The following is a 24,005-nucleotide window of genomic DNA, read 5'->3' on the forward strand; positions in this document are numbered from 1 at the left end:
GCTTGCTGCTAAAAAGGTATCTCACTCAGCTTCCCTTGCCGGAAGATCCATTGTGTTTCAGCAAGAAACTTAGCCTCTTTGGGCTCGTGGGTCACAAGAAGGACGGTCATATCATACTGTCGTAGCCTTTTTACTGTTTGCCATAAACGTGAACGGGTATTCCAGTCGAGATTTGAAAAAGGCTCATCGAGCAGTAACAGAGAGGAGCGTGATATTATCGCCCGGGCTAAAGCCGCGCGTTGCTGTTCACCGCCTGAAATTTGTCGCGGATAACAGTGTGCCAGATAGGCAATACCCATCTCTTCGAGCAGGGATATTTGCTTTTGTTTCGAACGTGGTAATCCGGCTGCATACTGCGCCAGCGCCAGATTTCCCGCCACGGTCAGATAAGGAAACAGATACAGTCGCTGGTTAAGATAGCGACAGGGACGTTGCCAGGGAGCCAGGGCATTGATGGATTTTCCATCGAAGTTAATATCGCCCTGATAAGGAACAGTCCCCGCTATCGCATTCAGTAATGTGGTTTTACCACAACCGGAGGGGCCGATGATGGCGGTACAGCTTCCTTGCGCAACATGAAGATTCAGTTCCCTGAACGCCTGGGTGGTTAAATGCTCAATGCGCAGCATTATCTTTGTCCTGATAAACATGCTGTACCCAATGTAATACCAGCAACAACAGTCCGGCCAGAAGAATCAATAACAGCGCGCAGCCAATCGCGAGAGAAAAATCACCACTGGCGATATTCAGATAGACGGCGATCGGCAGTGTTTCTGTTTTCAGCCGTGTTGCTCCAGCCAGCATTAATGTCGCACCAAGTTCTCCCAGCGCCCGGGCCAGCGCCAGAATGCTCCCTGCTAATAGCGCGTGCCAGCACAACGGGATCTCCACCATGACTAGCGCGCGTAATGGCGTCAGTCCCAGGTTCCAGGCGGTCGTGATCAATGCCGGTTCGATGGAAGAAAATGCCGCACTGGCAGAACGAAAAATAATCGCACTGGCGACATAAGTCTGAGCAATTACCACACCGAAGGGAGAAAATAAGCTCCCCGCTAAGTCCGGCACGATTGTCGTCAGGGGTCCACGCTGTCCGAGTAACAGCAGCAAACCAATACCGACGATCAAAGGTGGCATCACCAGCGGAATATCAAGCAATGTATTAATCAGCCCTTTGCCTTTGCAGTTGAGCCGCACCAGCGCCCACCCGGCAGGGATGCCAATACATAATGACAGCGTCAGAGAGAGCAAAGCTGTTGTCAGCGATAACATGACAGCAAAAAACAGCTTCGACTCCTGCAAAACCTGGAGAAGGGTGCTCAGATCCAACGCAAACACCAGCGATAATAACGATCCCAGCATCAGAGCCAGCAGAAGACCCAGCGGCAGTAATGTCAGCTTAGCCACTGTCGTTATTGATTAATGGGCAGATAGCCCATATCGGTGAAGATCCTGATACCCCGGGCGGAAGTAAAATACTCCGCCAGCTGACTGGCTTCGTCAGGGTGCTGACTGGTCTGCAGGATCGCCAGGGTGGCGATTTCATCCGGCGCTCCTGTCGGCGTCGGCAGTAAAACCAGCTTATCTTTGTTTTTCACGGCGTCAGTGCGGCCAATAATGGCGGCATCGATATCACCGTTAAGCAGATACATCACCAGTTGTTTAATGGTTGCCGTTCTGACAACCACTTTATCGCGCAACGGCTCACCATAGCCGGAAAGCGCTAATAATTTCTCACCACTTCTCCCCAGCGCGATGGCCTGTGGATCGCCCATGCCGAGTTTCAGATCACTTTTCGCCAGATCCGCAAAGGTGCTAATGCCAGCGGCTTTATCCTGACGAATCTGATCGGCGGTGAATTTATCCAGTTGCAGAACATCCGGGCGTGCCAGCAACGTCGCATGTGCTTCATCCGGTGTATCGGCTTCGACCACGATTTTCTTTTCCGGACAAAGCTGCCGCAGACGCTGAATGGTGCCATGCCAGTCGTCAGAAGGTGTCATGAAGCGACGATGATTGGCAAACAGCAGTACCGTTTCTGCACACCCCGCACGATGAATAATCCCGCCAGCAGCAATAACCGCCTGGGTGGCCAGCTGGCGGGTGCCAGGGATGGACTTTCGCGTACAGGCAATCTGGCCGTCCGGTATAGCCTGACGTAATGTTGCCAGCATGCTGGCAAGATACCCCGAGACACCACAGCTCCACTCAAGGACATTTTGCACAACTTTCCAGCCCTGATGCAGTGCCGCGGGCGCTTAATAACTGATCACCGGGCTGAGCGATATCACCATCGCGAAGATTGACCATCACCTCAAGCCCTGGTGTCCGCAACATCTGGAGAGCAATAGCAATACCGCTGACACATCCTCCCTGTCGATGGCTAAAGGTCATCACGCCGTGTCGCTGGCCGATATCTAATGCGCGCGTTGTGATATCGCCACCCTGAATATCTTCGAGCAGCCAGCTGTCTATCTGATGTTGCGAGATAAAGATCATCAGTACATCCCTGAATTTATATTTCGTTATGTACTTTACTATACAACCATTTTTTTATGTTTTTCAACAGGCTGATAACAGATCCTGCCGGATCATCAGCGACGTTCATTGCGGGGCTGCTATCGGCGACCGGCTGTTTTTTCACTCTCGGAAATATCGCCGTTTATGAGTGGTGATTGCGTATGGTACAGGCGGTCAAACGGGCAGATTGCCACCGTTACCGACTGTGCATCGGGAGCAGAGGAGGGATATCATCAAAGCGTGATCGACAATAGTGCTATGGATAAGCATTAAATCCCATTTTTTCAGAGATATTCTTTCCTGCCTTTTTAATTAAGTTCACGTACTCATCGATGTTATTTTCATCGAAGCGAATGGTGGGAAATGAGATTGATAACCCGGCAATGACAGTGCCTGAATGATCGTAGACAGGCACCGCAATGCAACGTAACCCCGCCTCCTGCTCTTCGTTATCTTCGGCATAAAATTGCTGGCGAACTTTTTTTAATTGCGCAATAAATTGTGCAGTATTTTCTAACGTATTCTCGGTATGCCTGACAAAAGTAATGGCGCTGAGACATTTTTTTACAAATTCATCACTTTTCCATGCAAGTAAAATTTTACCAATCGCAGTACTGTATAACGGATTACGACGGCCGACCCGGGAATACATCCGTAAATTATATGTTGAGTCAATTTTATGCACATAGACAATCGCATCTTCATCGAATGTCCCTAAATGAACGGTTTCATTGGTCAGCTCACCAATTCGCCGCATCTCTTTATCTGCGATTTCGATAAGATCAACGTAATCGAGGGATTTTGCACTTAACTCAAATAATTTTAAAGTGAATGCGTATTTATCTGTTTCACCCTCCTGGGAAACAAAACCAAGAGATTTCATTGTTTGCAAAAAGCGATATGTTGTTGCCTTTGACATCATCAAACGCGCAGAAAGGTCGCTCAGTCCGATTTCTTTTTGTTCACTCAATGCGGTTAAAATACCAAATACTTTGCTGACAGAAGAAACTAATTCCACTTGATTTATTTTATCCATTATCTCTATATATACTTTATCATACCTGTTCAGTATATGGTCATCAATAGCCATTAAGTGACCGCAATCATAAAACGCTATTTATCTAAAAATAAGATCCATTTTTTCAAGGCATAATTTGCTTGCTTATCAACAAATATCATCGGGTGTTTAATAAATCAAGAATGACAGTTCTCTTATCGATGATCTCCAGTACAGAGGATTATGGCTTAAAAAATCAGCAGAACGGTAAAATAATGATCAGAAATATGGCGATAACCAGACAGATGATGCTGACACACAAAACCACTGAGAGGATTGGCTGTTAGTGGAATAGTGCTGCTGACAGAATTTAATGAGCTAACAGCGGTAATAAATTTGTCAGCAGCAACCGAATGATTAAGCGTTATTGCGCGCTTGCTTTATGACAGGTTTTAATGTTTTCCATGCTACAATGGCAGCTAAAACATCAAAGATAGTCAGGCAAACAAATAATGGATTATAGCCAATGGTTGTCGCCAGACTACCCACAATCAGTGAGAAGATCGTGCCACCTAAATATCCCATCATCCCGGCACCACCGGTCGCTTTACCGACATCTTTTTCAGCAAAACTATCCGAAGTTAATGCAAAAAGCGAGGTTGAAATAATCTGGTGGGCAAAGCCGCCAATACAAAACAGCGCAATCGCAACATACACATTGGCAGCCAAACCAATACAGGCAGGGCCAACCATAAATAAAGCGCCACAAGCCAGTGTCAACTTGTATGAGGCAGACGTGCCGAGTTTAAAATAGTTACGGAAGAGCGGGGCTAAATAGCCTCCTGAAATACTACCTAAATCAGCCGCAAGGAAGGGTAACCAGCCAAACATAGCGACTTCTTTCAAATCCATATGACGGACAGTTACCAGATAGATAGGTATCCAGAAATTGAATGTCTGCCAGGCGGGTTCAGACAGAAAGCGAGGAATTGCAATCCCCCAGAAATTTCTTTTTGCAAATAACCGTCCGAGAGTGATAGGTTTTCCATTGTGAACCGGATCATTTTCTGCGCGATCCTGCATAATGTATTTGAGTTCTGCATCGGTCAACCATTTATTCTTTTCAGGATCACGATAAAAGTATAACCATGCTAAAGCCCAGCATACCGCCAGACCACCGATAAACAGAAAACCATATTGCCAGTGATAATTAATGATAAAGAAAACCATAACCGGTGCGGCAATCATCGCACCAATACTGGTGCCAAAATTAACCCAGCCAATTGCAATAGAGCGTTCTTTACGCGGAAACCAGCTAGAAACGGATTTGATTGAGGCAGGAAAAATCGCTGCTTCGGATAGACCCAGCATGCCACGAAATGTCGCTAGCGCCGGCCAGCTGGTCGCGAACGCATGTAATAGACAGGAGATCCCCCAGCCGAAAGCAAAGATAAAGAAGCCGACACGCACACCGATTAAGTCAATCACCATGCCAGCTAAAGGTTGTGCTATGGTATAGGCCGCCTGGAACGATGCGATGATATAAGAGTATTGCTCCGTCGTTAAGGCAAATTCCTCCGTTAAGGTTGGCGCTGCTACCGACAAAGAGCTCCGTGCAAGATAGTTAAGAATGGTACCAATTAAGATGGTAAATACGATATACCATCTTAATTTTATTATTTTTTTCATACAAAGTATCCTTCATTATTGACAAATCACGGCTAAATAGCTGTCCCAAAAACTGCTTCGGTGGGTGATTTTTGTCTGTTTTTCACCCAGCAGGTCGTGATGGTCAGCGGCGCTATGTGGTCACTGGAAACCTTGTCGATAATGAACAATCCTTTGTATAGCAAGATCTGATGCAAGGTGTAGCACAATCAGGAACAGCTATTTAGTTATGGTGTAACTATATTGGTATGACCTAATGATAAGTTGTATTACAACTTTGGTGTTTGACGCACATCACAAAACCAGTACATTAAACTTGTACTTTCTGTTGTTATCGAATTTTTGGCCGGATTACAGTAAGAAGAAGGGAGATTCGGATGATTTTAGCGCAGTGTTAAAGGGCATTTGGTATAATATCTCTCCACGACAGAGGGAGACAAAAGTTCACCATGAAAACATGGCTGAATTGCAGATGAAAAATACGCCACGCTGATAATCATTGCTTAACGCGATATCGTATTTCATCCGCATGATGATGCTTTCATAACTCTATGAAGAGTATCATTTTATTTTGATGTTACTGGATCGCTGGCCAGCGTGACTACCGGATTTTCAGTGAACAAATAGCGATCAACGTTAAACTCAAAATCGTCTGCTGTGGCGTCAAATAACATTCGCTTGGTGTTTTCTAAGTGTTGCCACATTGCTAACTTGGCCGCATCCGGGTCCTTACGCATTAAGGCTTTAAGTATTAATTCGTGATCTTCGCACCAGCTCCCCATCGACTGATCGCCGATATGTTCATGCAATTTATGCCAGTAGGGGTTTTTTAACCGCTGATGCCACATTTTTTCCACGATCGTGGTCATCACGGTATTCTGAGTCACCATCGCAATCTGGACGTGAAACTGAAGATCCCATTGGGAATCACGGGATCGGTCTTCCTGTAATGCTTTTTCCTGTATCTCCATCAGCTTCACAATATCCTGTTTGGTGACCTGGGTGGCGGCAAATTCAGCAATGTTACACTCAATCAGCTGACGCGCCTGCAATAATTCAAACGGCCCGGCGGCTTCAAACTCAAAAAGTCTCCCGTGGCTGATCACGCCTTTCGCTTGACTGGCGAGAACATGAATACCCGATCCCTTGCGTACCTCCACATACCCTTCGACTTCCAGCATAATAATCGCTTCACGGACAACGGTTCGGCTGACATTCATTTCTTCTGAAATAATGCGCTCGGCAGGCAATTTTCCGCCGACAGGATAAATACCAGACTCGATGCGTTGTTTTAATGTTGAAGCCAGTTGCTGATATAACCTGCTTGTCTCTATTAATTCCATCATAAACCCTCTTTATTCGGGGGGAGAAACTGTCCAGTTTGATAATAAAAGTTAATAATTTTATTGATAATATTCAATATGTTATATGTATTTTTTGTACCTAAGACTCTTGTCGATAATGAAAAATCCCTTGTATCACAAGCGCAGCCGTAAGGTGCAGGACAATCCGCAACCCCTATTCAGTGCGAGCGCCATCTCAGTATAAAACGGATCGCTGTCAGGAACTGAATGTAAAAACAAGCTGAACAGATAGCTGACATGTTATACCATTCGTGCCTGAGCGTATAACTAATAATGTTATGATTTTAATCATGTTATTACAACGGGCATCTCGATATGTGTCATTTTTTGCTAATCCGAGCGGACAGGGTTATTCATGGTGTAACAGAATCGGACTGGTTTTCTGTGGCGGCGAAAATTCGCGCGGATGGCATGGTTGCCTGGGGAGAGCTATCTGCGAGCAGTCAAATTTGCTGTACCCGTTGTCACTAACAAGGTAAAGTTGTCATACAACTTAGTAAAAAGATGAGTGCCGTCACAAAAGAGGGTGTTGACTTAGAAGATAATACTGGTCAGTAAAATGAGAGCCTGACCCATCAGGCTATTTTACTTGCCACTTTTATAAAATATATAAGGTAAGGATATAATATGCCTGCATTTTTAAGTGAAGATTTTTTACTGGACACCGAATTTGCGCGTCAGCTGTATCATGGCTACGCCGCAGAACAACCGATTTTTGATTACCATTGCCACCTGCCGCCAGAGCAGATTGCCAACGACTATAAATTTAAGAACTTATATGATATCTGGTTAAAAGGTGACCACTATAAATGGCGTGCGATGCGTACTCACGGCGTAGCTGAGCGTTTATGTACCGGCGATGCTTCAGATTATGAAAAATTTAAAGCATGGGCCGCGACGGTTCCCCATACTATCGGCAATCCGCTTTATCACTGGACGCACCTGGAACTGCGCCGTCCGTTTGGCATTACCGGGATCTTGCTCTCTTCTGCAACGGCGGATGAGTTATGGAATCGTTGTAACGAATTGCTGGCGCAGGACAGTTTTTCTGCCCGTGGCATTATGCAGCAGATGAATGTCCGGATGTCAGGCACTACCGACGATCCGATTGACTCACTGGAACACCATAAAGCGATCGCTCAGGACAGTAGTTTTAATATCAAAGTGTTGCCAAGCTGGAGACCGGATAAAGCGTTCAATATTGATTCGCCAGGGTTTGTTGACTACCTTCACCGCCTGGAAGCCGCAGCAGATCAGCCTGTTCATCGCTTTAGCGATTTGTGTGATGCGCTAAATAAACGTCTGGATCATTTCGCCGCCCACGGTTGTCGTATTGCTGACCATGCGCTGGATGAGGTGGTATATCATCAGGCCGATGAAGCTGAATTAGATGCGATTCTGGCCCGACGGCTGCAGGGGCAGACACCGTCGGCGCAGGAAGTGGCTCAGTTTAAAACCGGTGTGCTGCTGTTTTTAGCCAGTCAGTATCACCAGCGTCAGTGGGTGCAACAGTATCACATCGGCGCATTACGTAATAATAACAGCCTGATGTTACAGCGTCTGGGCGCCGATACCGGTTTTGACTCTATTCACGATGCACCGGTGGCGCTGCCGCTTTCTCGTCTGCTTAATGCGCAAGCGGCAAACAATACCTTACCAAAAACGATCCTTTATTGCCTCAATCCTCGCGATAACGAAGTGCTGGCGACCATGTGCGGTAACTTCCAGCAGGAAGGTATCCAGGGCAAGATGCAGTTTGGTTCCGGATGGTGGTTTAACGATCAGAAAGACGGTATGCAACGCCAGCTGACTCAGCTCAGCCAGTTAGGGTTACTAAGCCACTTTGTCGGTATGCTGACTGATAGCCGCAGTTTCCTGTCCTATACCCGTCATGAATATTTCCGTCGTATTCTCTGCCAGATGATTGGCCGCTGGGTCGAGGATGGCGAAGCGCCGGCAGATATCACGCTGCTTGGCGGAATGGTAAAAGATATTTGTTTTGATAATGCTAAGCGCTATTTCGCGATTGAACTCGAATGATATAACAGCAGCGTGATTGCGTTATCAGCACATCAGAAGGAGAGTCTTAGCACTCTCCTTCGGTTCGTAGAATTGAGGTAAACTATGCAGAATTTAAATCGTCACAATTTCCCCGGCGCTCAGTATCCGGATAAAATCATTCAGTTTGGCGAAGGGAATTTTCTACGCGCCTTTATCGACTGGCAGATTGATTTATTAAATGAAAAAACCGATCTGAATGCCGGTGTGGTGGTCGTTCGTCCGATTAATAGCGATCTCCCGCCTGCGCTAAATACGCAGGATGGCTTGTATACCACCATTATCCGCGGTTTAAATGAGCAGGGTGAAACCATTCGTCAAACTCGCCTGATTCGTTCAGTTAACCGTGAAATTAATGTTTATCAGCAATTTGATCAATATCTGGCGCTGGCGCGGGATGAAAACATTCAAATTATCTTCTCCAATACCACCGAAGCTGGTATCAGCTTTGATCCTGACGATAAACTGGATGATGCCCCTCCTGCCAGCTATCCGGCTAAACTGACACGTTTATTGTATGAGCGTTTTATTCATTTTAACGGTGCGGCGGATAAAGGATGGGTACTGCTTCCCTGTGAACTGATTGACTATAATGGCGAAGCACTGCGTGAATTAGTCCTGCGCTATGCTGCCCAGTGGCAATTACCGGCAGCTTTTATCACCTGGCTTGAGCAACACAATATCTTCTGCTCAACCCTGGTGGATCGGATCGTGACCGGCTATCCCCGCAATGAAGCCGATGCACTGCAGCAGGAACTGGGCTATCAGGATACGTTTCTCGATACCGCCGAATATTTTTACCTGTTTGTGATCCAGGGGCCAGGCTGGCTGAAACAGATGCTGCGTCTTGATCAGCTGAAACTAAATATTCTGATCGTTGATGACATCAAACCTTATAAAGAGCGTAAAGTAGCGATCCTCAACGGTGCCCACACCGCGCTGGTGCCGGTCGCTTATCTGGCGGGGCTTGATTATGTCGGCCAGGCGATGGACGATGAGCAAATTAACCGCTTTGTAGAACAGACTATTTTTAATGAAATTATTCCTGTGCTATCGCTGCCAGAGGATGAACTGAACTCATTTGCCCGCGCGGTGATCAACCGCTTCCGCAATCCCTTTATTCAGCATCAGCTATTATCGATTTCACTGAACGGTATGACCAAATACCGCACCCGTATTTTGCCGCAATTACTTCAGTATCAACGCCATTATGGCAAGTTACCCACCCATCTAACGTTCGCGCTGGCGGCACTGATTGCTTTTTATAGCGGTAAGCGTGGTGAAGAGACCACACCATTACAGGATGACGAAGTCTGGTTAACCCGTTATGCCAGACTCTGGACACAACAGCAGGAAGGGCACATTTCGCTGAGGGATCTGGTGAATGATGTGCTGTCTCAGTCAGCACACTGGGGCCAGGATTTAACCGCTGTCCCTGAGCTGGTATCACAGGTGACTGAACAGCTTCAGTCGATTCAGCAAAACGGAATGAGAATGGCGTTACAGCAGTATTGTGTTTGCTAATGACTGACAACAAAGATTAACTATGAAAAAAACGATTAAAATTCATCCTGCTGACAACGTTGCAGTCGCTCTTGAGGATTTACCGGCGGGTTATAGCGTGGATATCGATGGTCAATCGGTAGTACTCAAACAGCCGGTGAGCAGAGGGCATAAATTTGCCATTAGTGCCATCGCGGTGGCAGACTCGGTGATTAAGTACGGCCAGCCTATCGGTCATGCCATACAGCCTATTGCTGTCGGCGAGCATGTCCATTCGCAGAATCTTAAAACTAATTTAAGTAAGATGGATAGCTATCAGTATCATCCGGCTGATATTACTGTCTCTTCCCGCATACCAGACCGTGAGGTCAACATCTATCGTCGTAGCAACAGCCAGATTGGCATCCGTAATGAACTGTGGGTGATCCCCACCGTGGGGTGTGTCAACGGCATTGCCCGTCAGATTGTTCAGCGCTTTAAGCAACAGCATGCTGATTTAAACGATATTGATGGTGTCTGGTTATTTAACCATCCTTTTGGCTGCTCTCAGTTGGGGGATGATCACCAGAATACCAGAACCATGTTACAGAATATGGTGCGCCACCCTAATGCTGGCGCAGTCCTGGTGATTGGGCTGGGTTGTGAAAATAATCAGGTCGATGAGTTTCGCCGCACCCTCGGCGAGATCGATGAGTCACGCACCTGCTTTATGATCTGCCAGCAATGTGATGATGAAATAGAAGCAGGGGTTAATTACCTTAATCAGCTGTATCAGGTCATGCGTCATGATCGTCGTCAGGCGGGTAAACTGAGCGAAGTGCGTTTTGGCCTTGAGTGTGGGGGGTCTGACGGCCTGTCAGGGATCACCGCTAATCCGCTACTGGGACGCTTTTCTGATTATGTGATCGCGCACGGTGGCACCACAGTATTAACCGAAGTACCGGAGATGTTTGGTGCGGAGCAGATGCTGATGAATCATTGTCGTGATCAACAGACCTTTGAAAAAACGGTCAATATGATTAATGCATTTAAAAGCTATTTTATCGCCCACCAGCAGCCGATTTACGAAAACCCATCGCCGGGAAATAAAGCGGGGGGGATTTCCACTCTGGAAGAGAAGTCCCTCGGCTGTACGCAAAAAGCAGGTACCAGTCAGGTGGTTGACGTCCTTAAATATGGCGAGCGCCTGAAACAACATGGTCTCACTTTGCTGAGCGCCCCCGGTAATGATGCGGTGGCAACCAGTGCTTTAGCGGGAGCGGGCTGCAATATGGTGCTGTTTTCTACCGGTCGGGGCACCCCTTACGGGGGATTCGTTCCAACGATGAAACTGGCAACCAACAGTGAACTGGCGGTGAAAAAACCGCACTGGATAGATTTTGATGCCGGGCAATTGCTACATGGTGTATCGATGGATGAGCTACTGAATAAATTTATTGATTACACGGTCAGCGTGGTTAACGGTAAGTTAACCTGTAATGAAGTGAATGACTTCCGCGAACTGGCCATTTTTAAAAGTGGTGTCACCTTGTAAATCAACAAGCGTCACGATTGCCATGATGGCGGCGAAGCGGGCCTCTGCAGACACGATTCACAGTTTTGTCTGTACCGGGCACCGCTTCGGTAAGTGTAAATACACCCAATTTAGTCCCACACACTTATTGATCCATGATACAGCGTCTGGTGTCTGGGGGCAGCGCCGGCAACCGAACCACAGCGGTATGTCGGCTAAGCCATCTGCAGGCAATGAACTACCGATGGACTTTGATGATAACATCCTGTTTTGATCTGGGTGACATTCATTGACATACTGCACATAGCATCTGCTGTGTGCAGTTTTTCTATCTACTATACCGGAGGCTCCCATGGGAACTCGTTACGATACCGACGTGGTCGCCTGGGCGAATGAACAGGCGGCGTTACTGCGTGCCGGTAAACTCAGCCAGCTGGATATTGACAACATTGCCGAGGAGATAGAGGACGTAGGCGAGAGTGAAAAGCGCGAACTGGCCAGCCGGATGGCGGTTTTACTGGCTCACCTTCTGAAGTGGCAATTTCAACCTACCCATCGCGGGACAAGCTGGGAACTGACTATTAAAGGACAACGTGGTCTGATTGAGCGTCGTATCAAGAAAACGCCCAGCCTGAAGATGACGATGGTCGATCAGGAGTGGTTAGAAGATACCTGGTTTGATGCGCTGGCTATAGCATCACAAGAAACGGGGATCGGCCTGGATAAATTACCGGCTTCCTGCATCTGGACCGCAGAGCAGATCCTGAATCAGGATTATTACCCGGAACTATAATCTGAGCTAATTTTCCGGCTGTACAGGTCGGTTATCATATATCTGAAGGATCGTCGACAAACAGCCAGTGAGAAGAACGGTTGAACGCTGGGGATGTTCATTTATCCTGATGAATTTTTTATGAAGAATCACCACATAGATATACCATGTGGTGATATACACTCAGGACCAGCGTTTAATGATGATGGATGTATTAATACCGCCAAAAGCAAAGTTGTTACTCTGCAAAAACTCACAATCAATATTGCGCGCTTGATGCATGATATAATCCAGCTCGCCACAGTTAAGGTCTGGTTCATTCAGGTTTAGCGTAGGCGCAAACCAGCCTTCCCGCATCATTTGTAGACTCATCCAGGCTTCGAGTGCGCCACAGGCACCAAGCGTATGACCGAAATAGCTTTTCAGCGAGGAGATCGGCACCTTATTACCGTAAATGGCTGCTGTTGCCAGACTTTCTGCCATATCACCACGATCGGTCGCCGTACCATGAGCCGAAATATAGCCGATATCACTGGCGCTTAATTGCGCGATTTTCAGCGCTTGCTCCATACAAGACTGCATGGTTTCGCGCTGCGGCTGGGTGATATGCGCGGCGTCGCAGTTGGTGGCAAAGCCGATGATTTCACCGTAAATGGTCGCGGCGCGTGCTTTGGCGTGCTCCAGTTCTTCGAGGATGAGCGTACCTGCGCCTTCACCAATCACCAGCCCGTCACGATTTGTATCGAACGGCGATGGTGTGGTTTTCGGCATATCGTTATGCTGGCTGGTGGCAAAAAGTGTATCAAAAACGGCCGCTTCTGAAGGGCATAACTCTTCGGCACCACCGGCAACCATCACCGTTTGATAACCGTGACGAATCGCTTCCCACGCATAACCGATCGCCTGACTGCCTGACGTGCAGGCGCTGGAGGTCGGGATCACCCGCCCGCGCAAGCCAAAAAACAGCCCGGTGTTAACGGCGGTTGTGTGTGGCATCATCTGCACATAGGTGGTGCCGGTGATGTTGTTAGTGTGCTTTTCAGTCAGCATGGTGGCAAATTCGCTCACCGGCCCGGTGCTACCGGTCGATGAACCATACGCAATGCCAGTTTCGCCGTTGGTTAATATCGGATCGCCAATCAACCCTGCCTGCTCTAATGCCAGCTCTGTCGCTCGGGTCGACATTTGCGATACGCGGCCCATCGAACGGATACGCTTGCGAGTGTAGTGCTCCGGCAGTTTGAAATCATCAATAGGCGCGCCAAGCAAGGTGTGCAGACCATCGTATACCTGCCACTCCGGCATTTTGCGCACCGCATTTTCATACGCCAGTAAGCGTGCAGAAACGTCCTGCCAGTTTTCACCAAAGGCAGTTACGCCGCCCATTCCTGTAATCACTACGCGACGTGTCATAACATCCCTCCATTAATGGAAATAACCTGGCGAGTGATGTAACCCGCAATATCAGACATTAAATAGCTGGCCAGTCCGGCAACTTCTGCCGCCTGGCCCATGCGTTTCATCGGGATCATCGACATCGCTTCTTTCAGCGCGCGCTCTTCCATCTCGATCATTCCGGTATCAATGAGCCCCGGCGCGATGCAGTTGACGGTGATGTTGCGTTTCGCGAGTTCGATAGCCAGTGCCTTGGTGGCACCGATAATGCCCGCTTTGGCGGCACTGTAATTCACCTGGCCGCGATTCCCCATGATACCGGAAACTGACGACAGCGTGATGATGCGCCCGCCCTGGCGCGCGCCGATCATCGGCATGATGCACGGCTGAATAACGTTGTAGAAACTGTCGAGATTGGTGTGGATCACCGCATCCCAGTAGTCATGGCTCAAAGCCGGAAAGGCGGCGTCGCGGGCGATCCCAGCGTTACTGACCACACCGTACCAGGCACCGTGTTGCGCGATCTCGTGTTCCAGCACTTCCTGACACTGTTCGCGGTTAGCGACGTCAAAACTAAGCAAACGCCCGTTACCCCCGTTGGCGAGAATAGTGTTCAGCGTTTCCTGAGCACCTGCTGCGTCATGGTGATAATGCACGCCAATATGAAAGCCATCTGCCGCCAGCTGGCAGGCGATGGCGCGACCAATGCCTTTGCTGGCACCGGTAACCAGAACTGAACGACTCATCAGGACGCTCCTTGTTGAAACAGGGTGGAAAGTTGTTCTGCGGTCGGCAGGAAGGTGTTAATGCGGCCCGTCGCTTCGCCGTCATTAATGCTGCATTCAAAACAGCCAAAGCGTTCATCCTGCATCAGCAGTTTGACGGTGATTATCAGCGTCTGACCTGCACCCAGAATGCCAGTCGTGCAACACAATTCACGCGCGCCCAGTACCATCCCTAACTCAATACTGTTTTTGCCCTGCTGGCGGCGATGCCAGCCAGACCAGACGCCGATGGTTTGTGCCATCAGTTCGAGGGCAAACCAGCCAGGCAGATTGCCGTCCTGGTCGAGAAATGGGGCCAGTACGCCACTGGGCGAGACCGTCACACGGCACACCGCGCTGTCATCGCTGACGCTCACCACTTCTTCAAGAAGCAACATGGGCGCGTCGTGGGGCAGATAGGCGCCGGGTGATAAATAGTGGCTCACGAAACCCTCCCGAGCAGAATACTGGCGTTATTACCGCCAAAGGCGAAGGAATTGGACAGGATCACCGGACGTGCCAGCGGCTGCGGTTTGTCGATAATGCCACACGGTGGCAGCGTTGGATCGCGTGGCGACAGGCTGAAATCCTGGGCGGGAAGCGGTAAATCACGTTGTAAGATCAACATACTCATTGCCGCCTCGGTAATGCCCGCCGCGCCCAGTGTATGGCCGGTCAAATGTTTGGTTGAACTGCACGGTACACGTTCGCCAAACAGGGTATTAACCACCCTTGATTCAATCTGATCGTTGAGTTGTGTGGCGGTGCCGTGCAGGTTGATATAGCCTACGTCATCCGGCGTAAGCTGCGCGTCCACCAGCGCCTGATTAATGGCGCGAATCGCCCCTTCACCTTGCGGATGCGGGGCAGAAATATGGTAAGCATCGTTCGATTCACCGACCCCCAGCAACGCGATGGGCTGCGGTTCTCGGGTCATCAACATCAGTCCCGCCCCCTCGCCAATGGTGATACCTGCGCGGTCACAACTGAACGGCTGGCATACAGTTGGCGACAGCGATTCAAGGCTGTGAAAACCGTTAATGGGCATCCGACTTAAAGTATCTGCGCCACCAACAATGGCGACATCGACCAGTCCCGCTTCGATCAGCCTGCGCCCGCTGATTATCGCTCTGGCACTGGAAGAGCAGGCGGTTGAAAGGGTATAGGCTGGCCCGTCGAGCGCCAGCCAGTGGCTGAGAAAGCGCGATGGATCGCCGAGTTCCTGTTGTGCGTATTGCCACGAGGTGCTTGGCTGCCCGTGGGTGCACAGGTTAACGTGTGTGTCGCCTTCATGCAGACCGGAGGTACTGGTGCCGAGGACAATCGCGATGCGCTCGCGGCCATATTGAGCAATAGCATCATCAACCTGCGGCTGGATCTGTGCGAGTGCCGCCAGCAGGATCTGATTGTTACGTGAGCGGTGCGCAGCGAATTTTTCGGGGATAACCGGAAGCTCGCCATCCACGCCAGCTAAGATTGCCTGCGGATGTCCCTGCAACCAGCCTGCGCGTGGACGCATACCGGGGGCGACGCCGCGAGTCAGATTGGCCGCGATCTCATCCAGGTTATTTCCCAGCGCGTTGATCATGCCAACAGCGGAAATATAAATCATATCAGTTATCTAAGTATTGAATGGTGATGTGGTATTGAAACACATGCTGCTCAATACTGATCGGCATGCGTTTGCCTTTGTTATTCAGATAGGTGATTTCCGTGACCAGCTTGCCACTGGCGTTACGCAGTTCGCGTTTGTCACCGTTGTCGCGAAGCGTCCAGCCTGCGGGGAGTTGCGGCTGCCAGGCGCTGATCGGCCAGTGGCCGAGCATGACATCAGCCAGAACCTGACTTGCGGGCGGTAACTGCGGAACGACGATCGATTGCTCGGCGCGTAGCCCTTTGGCATCGTAGGTCACCAGAAACAGGCGAATGCCGACCGACGACAGTCCGGCAAGGGTGATTTTCTGGTCGTCGGCGTTAAGCATCACTAACAGCGACTGGGTTTGGCCGTTATAGCTGCCGGTTAACAGTTGTTGGGAATTGATGGCGGGCGCAATCCCTGGCGCAGGCAGCGTGATGCGTGTGCCTGGTTGCAGCCAGGCCTGTGGACGACCTTTCTGCGCCGGTTGTGAGAGGCTACAGCCGGTGAGGATCAGCGTGGCAGTCAGGGCGAGCGCCCGCCAGAATGTGGGTTTGATCATTTTTGGGTTCTCTTTTTATCGGGCATCGCCAGGGGCGAAAGCAGGAAGGCGGTGAAAATACCGCTGACCAGCACAATGCCAAAACTACTGATGGCCTGAGTGGCGCTGAATACCAGCATTCCCAGCGTCAGCAAAGTGGTGAGCATTGCCAGAGTGATCGCCAGGAGCGAAGTTAACGGTGTGCCGCGCGGATTACTGAAAAATAGCGTGTAGTTGATGCCGATGCCAAGCACCAGCACCAGCGCCAGTAGCGAAAAGAGATTGACTGCCTGCCCGATAATCGCCAGTACCGCCAGACCGCAGCCCAGCGAAAGCACAGAAGGTATAAGGCAGATAAGCCCTTTACGCCAGCCGAGGCGGGCCACCGCGCCGCAGGCAATCACCGCCAGCGCTACCAGCAACAAGCCAGTTAAGACATGACGGTAAAGTGCGAACAACTCATCAAAGGTGCTTTTGCGATCAACCCAGGCAATGCCGTCAGGGTAAGAGGTGGAAATTTCCCGTAACGCCGCACTATTTTTAATCCCTTCGACCGGTACCAGTACGCCACTTGCGCCGTTTTCCAGCGTTAGCCACAGCAAACGCCAGCCTTCACTGGCCGGGCTTGCCAGCCATTCATCGACTTTCACTGGCATAGCGTTGAGATCCGGATTGACCGCCGTCAGTCCGGCGTTTTGCAGCGCTTTCGTTACCGTCGGGACCGCCATTTTCAGCAGCTGTAAATCTTCCTCCTGGCGCGCCAGGGAGTTCAGTGGAATGGTGCGATAGCTGCTGATAAGACCCTCTTTTTTCGCCTTCTCCAGCGAGGTGATAAATTTCTCCAGCCGCTGCAATGTTTGCTGTGGCGCATCGCCGTAAATCACAAACCATTTTTGATCGACGCTCTGTCCGGTCAGGGCGGTGATGGTTTTCTCCTGCGCCAGAATATGCTGCGGTAGCGCCTGTAACTGCGAGATATCGTCATCTATGCGCAGCATTGACATCCCTGCCAGTGAAAACAGCGCCAGCGCGATGGGCAGACCCCGGCGCAGTGTTTTATTGCGCCGCCATGCCGCCAGCCAGCGCAGCATCAGCGCCATTGCCGGAACCGGACGCACCGGCAGGTTACGGCACAGCCACGGATGCCAGAACAGGACAGTCAGACAAGAGGCGCTCAACCCGACGGCAGCAAAAATCGCCATCTGGCGAATACCGGGGAAGGGGGCGAGCATGATAATCAGATATGCCGCCACCGTGGTGAGCAGCGCCAGCAGCAGCGCATTGCGTACTTTCGCCAGGCTTTGCCACGGCGAAATGTCGTTACCGTGCACCATCCGCTCGGTGAGGTAATAGAGCGTATAGTCAGCGGAAATGCCGATAACGCTCATGCTCATCACCAGCGTCATGAGATGTAATTCGCCGAAAACCAATAAGGTGACGACCATTCCCGCCACTGCGCCGATGGCGATAGAGATCACGCAAAGCAGCAACGGGCGTAAAGAGCGGAACACCGCCACAATCAGCAATATCACCCCCAGCAGTGTTGCCACACCCAGGGTGGAGACATCCTGCTTTGCTTGTTGGCTGGCGTAATCGCTGTAAAACACGGTGCCGCGGGAGAGCAACTGCGCCTGCGGGTAATGTGTTTTCAGATCTTTTTCCAGCCTGTTCAGGGTGGTGATGAGCTGGTGGGTTTGCTGCATATCAAACGACGATCCCGCCAGTTCACCGTGCAGCAGATACCAGTAATTGCCTTGTGGATCCTGAGTCACCAGCCAGCCATCCATCAGTTGCAAGCGCTGGCCAGTTTTCGCCATCGCCAGTTGCGAGCCGCGCATCAGCATCAGCGGATCGTTTTGCAACTCTTTGCCGCTTACCCCGGCGAATGCGGTATAAAGCTGGGAGAGGATCCACTGAGCCTGCGCTTCTCCGCCGTTTTGCAGGCGCGCGCGGGTATCGGGGTCAATCAGCGCGTTGCGATGCTGCCAGAAAAATGTCCCCCACGCCTGCTGGCTGGCGGCATCCATGGGACCTTTAACTTCGGCGAGCGCAGCGGATTTTTGCAGCAGTGTCAGCCACGTCTGAGCCACCCTGGGATTGGCCTCTTTACCGGGGCTGACCAGCCACACCAGTTGCCTGTCCAGACGCTGCATAAAGCCGTCATTCAGCGCCGGAGGAATATCGCCCATCGTCTGTTTGGGTAACATCGCCAGCACGCTGCTGTTCAGCCGTGATTGCGGCAGCAGGATCAGCAACGCCGCCGCCATGAGCAGACAAAGGATCCCCCATAACAGCGCGGGGCGTTTACTGGGTGGCAAAACGTTGGCGTTCGTCATCGGTCAGTTGCGCGGGTGTTAGTTGATGTTGGGTGAGGGTGATATCGGTGCGATCGCCCTGTTTATCATTAAGCTGAATGCTCTCCAGATAGGTTTGTCCCGCGAGATCGATCGTATTGAAAATTTTATCCAGCGGCGTGGTGGTCGGTATCAGGCGTAGCGTCCAGCGATCTTCGCCTTTATCGGCAAATTCGACGCGGAAGTTTTGTTCCAGCACGTTGCGATCAGCCTGGAACAGCGCACGCAGCAGGTGGTTGAACTGAAACATCTGCGGGTTATTTTCCGCCGTGATGATTTGCGGCGGCTGACCGTTGATCACCTGCACCATACGTTTATCGTCCAGCAATAATTGCATCGGGAACGGTGCGGTTTGATCCCATAACAGCCCATGATCGCGAGCGATCAACATTTGACCCTGAGAACGCAGCGGCTGCGGCAGATCTTTAATTGTCCGGGTTTGATCGAAATGGGCACGGATCACGGACTGCTCGGTAAAGTGTTGCTGAAGATCGTCCAGCGTCAGGGCGCTGACAAACGGGCTTATCAGTAACGCCAGCAGGGGGAAAAATTTCATGCTTTGATTCCTATGCGTTCAAACAGAATATCGGGACTGACTAAGCACAGTTCACGGCTTTGCTCATCGACCGCAACCTGGATGGTGTATCCGGTGGTGGTGCGTTTTCCCGTTTCGGCATCGAAAATCTGATAACCAATCCGCAGGCGATTTTCGAACTCTTCGAGATGCGCCCGCACGCGGATGCGCTGCTCGAAGGTGATGGCATGGCGATATTTCACCTGTGCATCGACCACGGGCCACAAATAACCGGACGTTTTCATCTGCCGATAGCCGTAATTGAACTGGTTGAGCAGTGCCTCGCGTGCCACTTCAAAGTAGCGAAAATAGTTACCGTGCCAGACCACGCCCATCATATCGACATCGTGAAATGAAATGGTCAGCTCGACTTCAGCGGTAAATCGGGGGTCGTTAAGCACCTTTTACTCCTTGTCCTGGACTTCCGGCAGTTGCCAGAAATCGAAAAAGTTAAACCAGTCGAGGGGCGACTGGAGCGCGTAATATTCCAGACGCGCGGCGTAGTGGTCGATCGCGTTTTGCAGCGCCTGTTGGCGTTTTCCACGCGGCAACAGCAGCGGGTCGGCAAAGGTTTCGCAGTGAATATGCAGCTTGCCGTGCTGGCGCAGAGCGAAAATCAGATTTACCGGGCAGCGCAAAATGGACGCGAGAATAAATGGCCCCTGTGGAAAAGGCGCAGGCTGACCCATAAACAGACTCCAGCAGACGCGCCATTCGCCGCCGCGTTGTGGGTTGATGGCGATGCGGTCACCGACAATCGCTATCCATTCGCCGCCATCCAGCTTCTCTTTGAGCAGGATGGCGGTTTCAGGGCCGATATTCGTCACCGATATCAGGTTGATTTCAGCCTGCGGGGCCATTTCCTGCATTATCTGTTTAAAGCGTTGCGCGTTTTCGCTAAACACCAGCGCGTTAACGGTTTTGTAGCCCTGAATTTGCGCCAGTGCCCGGCACACTTCCACATCGCCAAGATGTGACGTCAGCAGCAATTTACCGCGCGGATCGCTGACGTTGAACGCCGCTTCTGCACCTGGCGCGAATAGCACATCACGCCCGAGTTGCAGTTCGCCGCGCCAGCTGGCGATTTTGTCGAACATGGCGTTGCCGAAACGCAGGAAATGCTGATAGCTGTTGAGTTTTGCCGTCTGTGGCTGGCGCTGGTGCACACGGGCGAGCCAGTCTTGCGATGCTTTGCGCGCACGGCTGGCGCTGAGCCAGTAGACACCCACCACCGGGTAAAGCAACGCGCTAAACACTGTTCTTCCCAGCAGGCGCCAGATCAGCAGCATCAGACGCATTCCCCATAACCCTTTCACTTCACTCTGCCGTGCCCAGTGGCTGGAAGAGTGGCGCCTCAGTAGTAAAGGTATACGCGGCAACATGCCGAAAAACAGACGCATGTGCATTAGCGAGATGCGGACGTTATCTTTCAGGGCATCAAAGTGCGACAGCCCGTCCAGCGGATAGGTGACGCGGGTCGGCACGAAATAGCTGGTATTTCCCTGCCAGTAGAGGCGCACCATCACTTCGGTGTCGAAATCCATCCGCTTGCCGATGGTGGCGTGTTTTGCCAGTTGCAGCGTTGGCGCAACCGGATAAACGCGAAAGCCGCACATACTGTCTTTCAGTTGCAGGGAAAGCGTTTCGATCCAGACCCAGATGTGGGTTATCCAGCGCCCGTACAGCCGTGAGCGGGGAATGGATTCATCGTAAATCGGCTGGCCGGAGATCAGTGCCGCGGGATGCTGTTCGGCAAGTGCCAGCAGTTTGGGGATATCTTCAATCGCGTGCTGACCGTCAGCATCCACCTGCACCGCATGGCTGTACCCCGCGTCTGCCGCCGCCTGTAAGCCGCGCATCACCGCCGCGCCTTTGCCTGCGTTTTGTGCCAGGCGAATTAAGGTCACGCCCGGTTGCCCGGCAATCAGGTTATCCAGTTGCTGTTGCGTGACGGCATCACTGCCGTCATCCACGACAATACAAGGCAGATTAAATGGCTTAACACGCGCCAGCACGCCCGGCATCATTGCGCCGTGGTTGTAGCAGGGGATCAACACGCAGGGAGAAAAGTTTACCGGCATAGACGGATCTTCCCGCTGCTGGCCGTGTGGCGCTCGTCACCGTCGTGACGCTGATAGCTGAAAGCGAGTACCTGACTGGTTTCCTGCCATGTTAAGTGCAGGGTGGTGGTCGTCCCAGGTAAAAGCGGTGCCTGAAATTTAACATTTTGGATACTATGAAAATGCCATCCCGGGGCAAGCAGCGTAGTCGCATAATGCATGACCCAGTCCAGTTGTGCCACACCAGGTAACAGCGGCTGTATGGCAAAATGACCGTTAAACCAGAAGAGCGTTGGGTCGATATACAGGCAGATTTCCATTACCTGCGGTTGAACCTGATGGCGCTCAATTTCATGGGGTCTCATGAAATAACTCCTGTAATTGCGCATAGATACGCTTGTTCATACTGTTAACCGGGATTTCATCAACAATGCGCCAGTAACGAGGTACGGCAACGGATTCAAGCCAGGGTAATAGTGCTCTGCGCCAGGACAATTCCTGCGCCTTTCTCCCGGCGTATTGCCATTTTTGACGGGCCTCTTCATTCAGTACAAACACGACACCGATAGCCTGGCGACCACCGCGCATTAATGGGATTGCAGCGACATCGAGAATACCATCAAGCGCCAGCAATCGCTGTTCAACTTCATTCAGTGATATCCGCTTCTCTTCAATTTTTACCACCCGATCACGTCGTCCAAGAAGGTGGAACTGACCGTTTTCATTGAACTGCAGCATATCGTCAAGCACCAATCCCTCAGCAGGGATAAGTGGCGAAAAGACACGAACATTCTCATCTTCCGGTGAAAGATGTACCTCAGGAAAGGTAAACCACGGGATATTATCCTGTTGACGATAACGCCATGCGAGAATACCTGTTTCGGTACTGCCATAAATTTCATCCGGCCAGATATTCAACCAGGTGAACGTTTTCTCCACATCCTGCCAGGGGAGCATACCGCCTGCCGAGAGAATCATCGCCACAGAAGGCGGTGTCAGATGAGGGTCGAGTCGCTTCAGAAACGCCGGGCTGCTGACAAAGGCATAGCGATGCCCATGGCTTAATGCGGCCAGTTGCTCAGCATACCAGAGCATAGCGGCATGCAGTGGTAGCCCCAGTGCCATAGGTAAAAAAATCCGGAAAGTCAGTCCATACAGGTGCAGTGGCATCACGGATGCCACAATCCGACAGCCCTGTAGCCGATATGCAAAGCGACCTGCCAGCATTTTTGCCTCTTGATCAAGGAGGGTAACAGGTTTTGCAATTTGTTTGGGTTGTCCGGTTGAGCCCGATGTGAACAGCTCAATAAATGCGTCAGAAGCAATGTCGTCAAAGGCTATCGTATCGGTGGTCATCTGGTGCGATGTGCTGACAAGAAACTGAGGGCCGCGCCAGTCCAGCGCTTTATCACTCAGGATGCCATCAAACAAAGCGCGTTGCGCATTGAGTAAAACGGCACGGTTATGGCCTGGGATGACCGGGATTTTCCCGGAGTGTAGCGTAGCCAATAACGCTACAATAAACAGATAACTGTTTTCAAAACAAAGCCCCCAGCGATTGCCCGGCTGCTGGCGTAAATGGTCGATCACAAGTGCTACATCATGACGCAGATGTCCCAGCGTCCAGGTGTCTTCCCCAAGCCAGGCAACCGGGGTTGTTACAGGACGGGGGGCTGTCAGCCACTGTGAAAGTGAGAGAGTCTGATTCATCATGTTTTCCGCGTGATCATCTGACGACGTATCAGCCATTCCCCTGCTGTCAGGGAACCTATCAGAAGATAGGCAATGACACCGTTCCAGACGGTCCATAAGGACATATTGCCCAGCAGCGCGGTAAATAACGCAATACTGCCGTTGAAGATAAAAAACAGGCACCAGACCTGCGTGACACGGCGGGTATAACGTACGCCTTTTTCCGGCAGGTCTGGCTGTTGCAATCGTGCCAGTCGCTCCACAATCGGCATCGCCGACCACAGTGAACCGCCAAAAGCCGCCAGCATGACTGCATTAACCACCACCGGGTAAAACAGCAGTAACTGGTGTGATTTCAACAGAAAGCTGGCAACACATAATGCGATCCCCACGCCAGCGACGATTTGTGTGACGACTTGTAGCGACCCCGCCTGACGACGGGTTTGGTGCAGGCGCAACAAAAACAGCAACGCCATTAACGGCATCAGCCAGTGCAGGCCGTTATGTGCCAAACCAAACCAAATCACAAACGGCCAGGTGATCAGTAATAATCCGGTCAGCAGCTTAATCATGGATAGTGAGCGAGTGCCCGACATC

22 protein-coding genes and 1 pseudogene are annotated in these 24,005 nt (G+C 50.9%); 4 read left to right on the top strand and 19 right to left on the bottom strand.

From position 1 onward, the window contains the following. Positions 1 to 8: 8 nt before the first annotated feature. The 7 genes and pseudogenes from PT300_07430 to exuR all read right to left on the bottom strand — a co-directional run bounded on the left by PT300_07430 (position 9) and on the right by exuR (position 6,525). Positions 9 to 629, bottom strand: coding sequence for an ATP-binding cassette domain-containing protein (locus PT300_07430; GenBank protein ID MDF7680430.1), 621 nt, complete (start codon positions 627 to 629; stop codon positions 9 to 11). Continuing rightward, a complete protein-coding gene (locus PT300_07435) occupies positions 616 to 1,404 on the bottom strand; it encodes an ABC transporter permease (GenBank protein ID MDF7680431.1) in 789 nt (262 codons plus the stop codon). Before PT300_07435 ends, PT300_07430 begins: the two co-directional genes overlap by 14 nt. A 5-nt stretch (positions 1,405 to 1,409) precedes the next feature. Beyond that, positions 1,410 to 1,871 carry a substrate-binding domain-containing protein gene (locus PT300_07440; protein ID MDF7680432.1) on the bottom strand — a complete coding sequence of 154 codons (462 nt, stop codon included), beginning with the start codon at positions 1,869 to 1,871 and terminating at the stop codon, positions 1,410 to 1,412. Continuing rightward, positions 1,851 to 2,496: pseudogene (gene modD / locus PT300_07445) on the bottom strand (ModD protein). The gene PT300_07440 and the pseudogene modD overlap by 21 nt, the downstream one beginning before the upstream one ends. A gap of 277 nt (positions 2,497 to 2,773) precedes the next feature. Then, on the bottom strand, positions 2,774 to 3,553 hold the full coding sequence (kdgR, locus tag PT300_07450) for a DNA-binding transcriptional regulator KdgR (GenBank protein ID MDF7680433.1): 780 nt from the start codon (positions 3,551 to 3,553) through the stop codon (positions 2,774 to 2,776). Between the two features lie 378 nt (positions 3,554 to 3,931). After that, positions 3,932 to 5,203 carry an MFS transporter gene (locus tag PT300_07455; GenBank protein ID MDF7680434.1) on the bottom strand — a complete coding sequence of 424 codons (1,272 nt, stop codon included), beginning with the start codon at positions 5,201 to 5,203 and terminating at the stop codon, positions 3,932 to 3,934. A gap of 545 nt (positions 5,204 to 5,748) precedes the next feature. Beyond that, the gene (gene exuR / locus PT300_07460) at positions 5,749 to 6,525 is read right to left on the bottom strand and encodes a transcriptional regulator ExuR (protein MDF7680435.1); all 777 of its coding nucleotides are present in this window, start codon (positions 6,523 to 6,525) and stop codon (positions 5,749 to 5,751) included. A 648-nt stretch (positions 6,526 to 7,173) separates the two neighbouring features. Between exuR and uxaC the strand changes: the two genes are divergently transcribed. The 4 genes from uxaC (at position 7,174) to PT300_07480 (ending at position 12,413) form a co-directional block, all read left to right on the top strand. After that, positions 7,174 to 8,586 carry a glucuronate isomerase gene (gene uxaC, locus PT300_07465; protein ID MDF7680436.1) on the top strand — a complete coding sequence of 471 codons (1,413 nt, stop codon included), beginning with the start codon at positions 7,174 to 7,176 and terminating at the stop codon, positions 8,584 to 8,586. An 84-nt stretch (positions 8,587 to 8,670) separates the two neighbouring features. After that, positions 8,671 to 10,128 carry a tagaturonate reductase gene (locus PT300_07470; GenBank protein MDF7680437.1) on the top strand — a complete coding sequence of 486 codons (1,458 nt, stop codon included), beginning with the start codon at positions 8,671 to 8,673 and terminating at the stop codon, positions 10,126 to 10,128. Between the two features lie 22 nt (positions 10,129 to 10,150). Beyond that, on the top strand, positions 10,151 to 11,641 hold the full coding sequence (locus PT300_07475) for an altronate dehydratase family protein (protein MDF7680438.1): 1,491 nt from the start codon (positions 10,151 to 10,153) through the stop codon (positions 11,639 to 11,641). 331 nt (positions 11,642 to 11,972) lie between these two features. After that, positions 11,973 to 12,413 (top strand): DUF29 domain-containing protein, encoded by a 441-nt coding sequence (locus PT300_07480; GenBank protein ID MDF7680439.1) that lies wholly within the window; start codon positions 11,973 to 11,975, stop codon positions 12,411 to 12,413. Between the two features lie 162 nt (positions 12,414 to 12,575). On the opposite strand, the gene PT300_07485 is transcribed toward PT300_07480, so the two are convergent. Genes PT300_07485 through PT300_07540 form a run of 12 tightly spaced genes read right to left on the bottom strand, consistent with a single transcriptional unit; the run spans position 12,576 to position 24,004 of the window. Continuing rightward, complete coding sequence (locus PT300_07485) at positions 12,576 to 13,805, bottom strand: beta-ketoacyl-ACP synthase (GenBank protein MDF7680440.1); 1,230 nt, start codon at positions 13,803 to 13,805, stop codon at positions 12,576 to 12,578. Continuing rightward, positions 13,802 to 14,533, bottom strand: coding sequence for a 3-ketoacyl-ACP reductase FabG2 (locus PT300_07490; GenBank protein ID MDF7680441.1), 732 nt, complete (start codon positions 14,531 to 14,533; stop codon positions 13,802 to 13,804). The genes PT300_07485 and PT300_07490 overlap by 4 nt, the downstream gene beginning before the upstream one ends. Further along, entirely contained in the window at positions 14,533 to 14,997 is a 465-nt protein-coding gene (locus tag PT300_07495; protein MDF7680442.1) for a 3-hydroxy-fatty acyl-ACP dehydratase, read from the bottom strand. The genes PT300_07490 and PT300_07495 overlap by 1 nt, the downstream gene beginning before the upstream one ends. Then, the gene (locus PT300_07500) at positions 14,994 to 16,163 is read right to left on the bottom strand and encodes a beta-ketoacyl-[acyl-carrier-protein] synthase family protein (GenBank protein ID MDF7680443.1); all 1,170 of its coding nucleotides are present in this window, start codon (positions 16,161 to 16,163) and stop codon (positions 14,994 to 14,996) included. Before PT300_07500 ends, PT300_07495 begins: the two co-directional genes overlap by 4 nt. A 1-nt stretch (position 16,164) precedes the next feature. Then, positions 16,165 to 16,749 (bottom strand): DUF3261 domain-containing protein, encoded by a 585-nt coding sequence (locus tag PT300_07505; protein MDF7680444.1) that lies wholly within the window; start codon positions 16,747 to 16,749, stop codon positions 16,165 to 16,167. Then, entirely contained in the window at positions 16,746 to 19,064 is a 2,319-nt protein-coding gene (locus PT300_07510; protein MDF7680445.1) for an MMPL family transporter, read from the bottom strand. The genes PT300_07505 and PT300_07510 overlap by 4 nt, the downstream gene beginning before the upstream one ends. Beyond that, positions 19,033 to 19,638: an outer membrane lipoprotein carrier protein LolA gene (locus PT300_07515; GenBank protein ID MDF7680446.1), complete on the bottom strand. Its 606-nt coding sequence runs from the start codon at positions 19,636 to 19,638 to the stop codon at positions 19,033 to 19,035. Before PT300_07515 ends, PT300_07510 begins: the two co-directional genes overlap by 32 nt. Further along, on the bottom strand, positions 19,635 to 20,057 hold the full coding sequence (locus tag PT300_07520; GenBank protein MDF7680447.1) for a thioesterase family protein: 423 nt from the start codon (positions 20,055 to 20,057) through the stop codon (positions 19,635 to 19,637). Before PT300_07520 ends, PT300_07515 begins: the two co-directional genes overlap by 4 nt. 3 nt (positions 20,058 to 20,060) lie before the next feature. Next, complete coding sequence (locus tag PT300_07525) at positions 20,061 to 21,737, bottom strand: glycosyltransferase (protein MDF7680448.1); 1,677 nt, start codon at positions 21,735 to 21,737, stop codon at positions 20,061 to 20,063. Next, on the bottom strand, positions 21,728 to 22,081 hold the full coding sequence (locus PT300_07530; GenBank protein ID MDF7680449.1) for a hydroxymyristoyl-ACP dehydratase: 354 nt from the start codon (positions 22,079 to 22,081) through the stop codon (positions 21,728 to 21,730). Before PT300_07530 ends, PT300_07525 begins: the two co-directional genes overlap by 10 nt. Continuing rightward, on the bottom strand, positions 22,068 to 23,426 hold the full coding sequence (locus PT300_07535) for an AMP-dependent synthetase (protein ID MDF7680450.1): 1,359 nt from the start codon (positions 23,424 to 23,426) through the stop codon (positions 22,068 to 22,070). The genes PT300_07530 and PT300_07535 overlap by 14 nt, the downstream gene beginning before the upstream one ends. Then, positions 23,426 to 24,004, bottom strand: coding sequence for a hypothetical protein (locus PT300_07540; GenBank protein MDF7680451.1), 579 nt, complete (start codon positions 24,002 to 24,004; stop codon positions 23,426 to 23,428). Before PT300_07540 ends, PT300_07535 begins: the two co-directional genes overlap by 1 nt. Between the last annotated feature and the right edge of the window lies 1 nt (position 24,005).

The sequence above is a fragment of the Enterobacteriaceae bacterium ESL0689 genome (assembly GCA_029433525.1).
Classification (GTDB): domain Bacteria; phylum Pseudomonadota; class Gammaproteobacteria; order Enterobacterales; family Enterobacteriaceae; genus JAQTIF01.

Coding starts and splice junctions, on each gene's coding strand:
- exuR (MDF7680435.1), bottom strand. CDS start 6,525: ATGGAATTAATAGAGACAAGCAGGTTATATCAGCAACTGGCTTCAACA.
- PT300_07535 (MDF7680450.1), bottom strand. CDS start 23,426: ATGAATCAGACTCTCTCACTTTCACAGTGGCTGACAGCCCCCCGTCCT.
- PT300_07510 (MDF7680445.1), bottom strand. CDS start 19,064: ATGACGAACGCCAACGTTTTGCCACCCAGTAAACGCCCCGCGCTGTTA.
- PT300_07490 (MDF7680441.1), bottom strand. CDS start 14,533: ATGAGTCGTTCAGTTCTGGTTACCGGTGCCAGCAAAGGCATTGGTCGC.
- PT300_07525 (MDF7680448.1), bottom strand. CDS start 21,737: ATGCCGGTAAACTTTTCTCCCTGCGTGTTGATCCCCTGCTACAACCAC.
- PT300_07455 (MDF7680434.1), bottom strand. CDS start 5,203: ATGAAAAAAATAATAAAATTAAGATGGTATATCGTATTTACCATCTTA.
- PT300_07470 (MDF7680437.1), top strand. CDS start 8,671: ATGCAGAATTTAAATCGTCACAATTTCCCCGGCGCTCAGTATCCGGAT.
- kdgR (MDF7680433.1), bottom strand. CDS start 3,553: ATGGATAAAATAAATCAAGTGGAATTAGTTTCTTCTGTCAGCAAAGTA.
- PT300_07530 (MDF7680449.1), bottom strand. CDS start 22,081: ATGAGACCCCATGAAATTGAGCGCCATCAGGTTCAACCGCAGGTAATG.
- PT300_07475 (MDF7680438.1), top strand. CDS start 10,151: ATGAAAAAAACGATTAAAATTCATCCTGCTGACAACGTTGCAGTCGCT.
- PT300_07540 (MDF7680451.1), bottom strand. CDS start 24,004: ATGTCGGGCACTCGCTCACTATCCATGATTAAGCTGCTGACCGGATTA.
- PT300_07430 (MDF7680430.1), bottom strand. CDS start 629: ATGCTGCGCATTGAGCATTTAACCACCCAGGCGTTCAGGGAACTGAAT.
- PT300_07505 (MDF7680444.1), bottom strand. CDS start 16,749: ATGATCAAACCCACATTCTGGCGGGCGCTCGCCCTGACTGCCACGCTG.
- PT300_07500 (MDF7680443.1), bottom strand. CDS start 16,163: ATGATTTATATTTCCGCTGTTGGCATGATCAACGCGCTGGGAAATAAC.
- PT300_07515 (MDF7680446.1), bottom strand. CDS start 19,638: ATGAAATTTTTCCCCCTGCTGGCGTTACTGATAAGCCCGTTTGTCAGC.
- PT300_07480 (MDF7680439.1), top strand. CDS start 11,973: ATGGGAACTCGTTACGATACCGACGTGGTCGCCTGGGCGAATGAACAG.
- PT300_07485 (MDF7680440.1), bottom strand. CDS start 13,805: ATGACACGTCGCGTAGTGATTACAGGAATGGGCGGCGTAACTGCCTTT.
- uxaC (MDF7680436.1), top strand. CDS start 7,174: ATGCCTGCATTTTTAAGTGAAGATTTTTTACTGGACACCGAATTTGCG.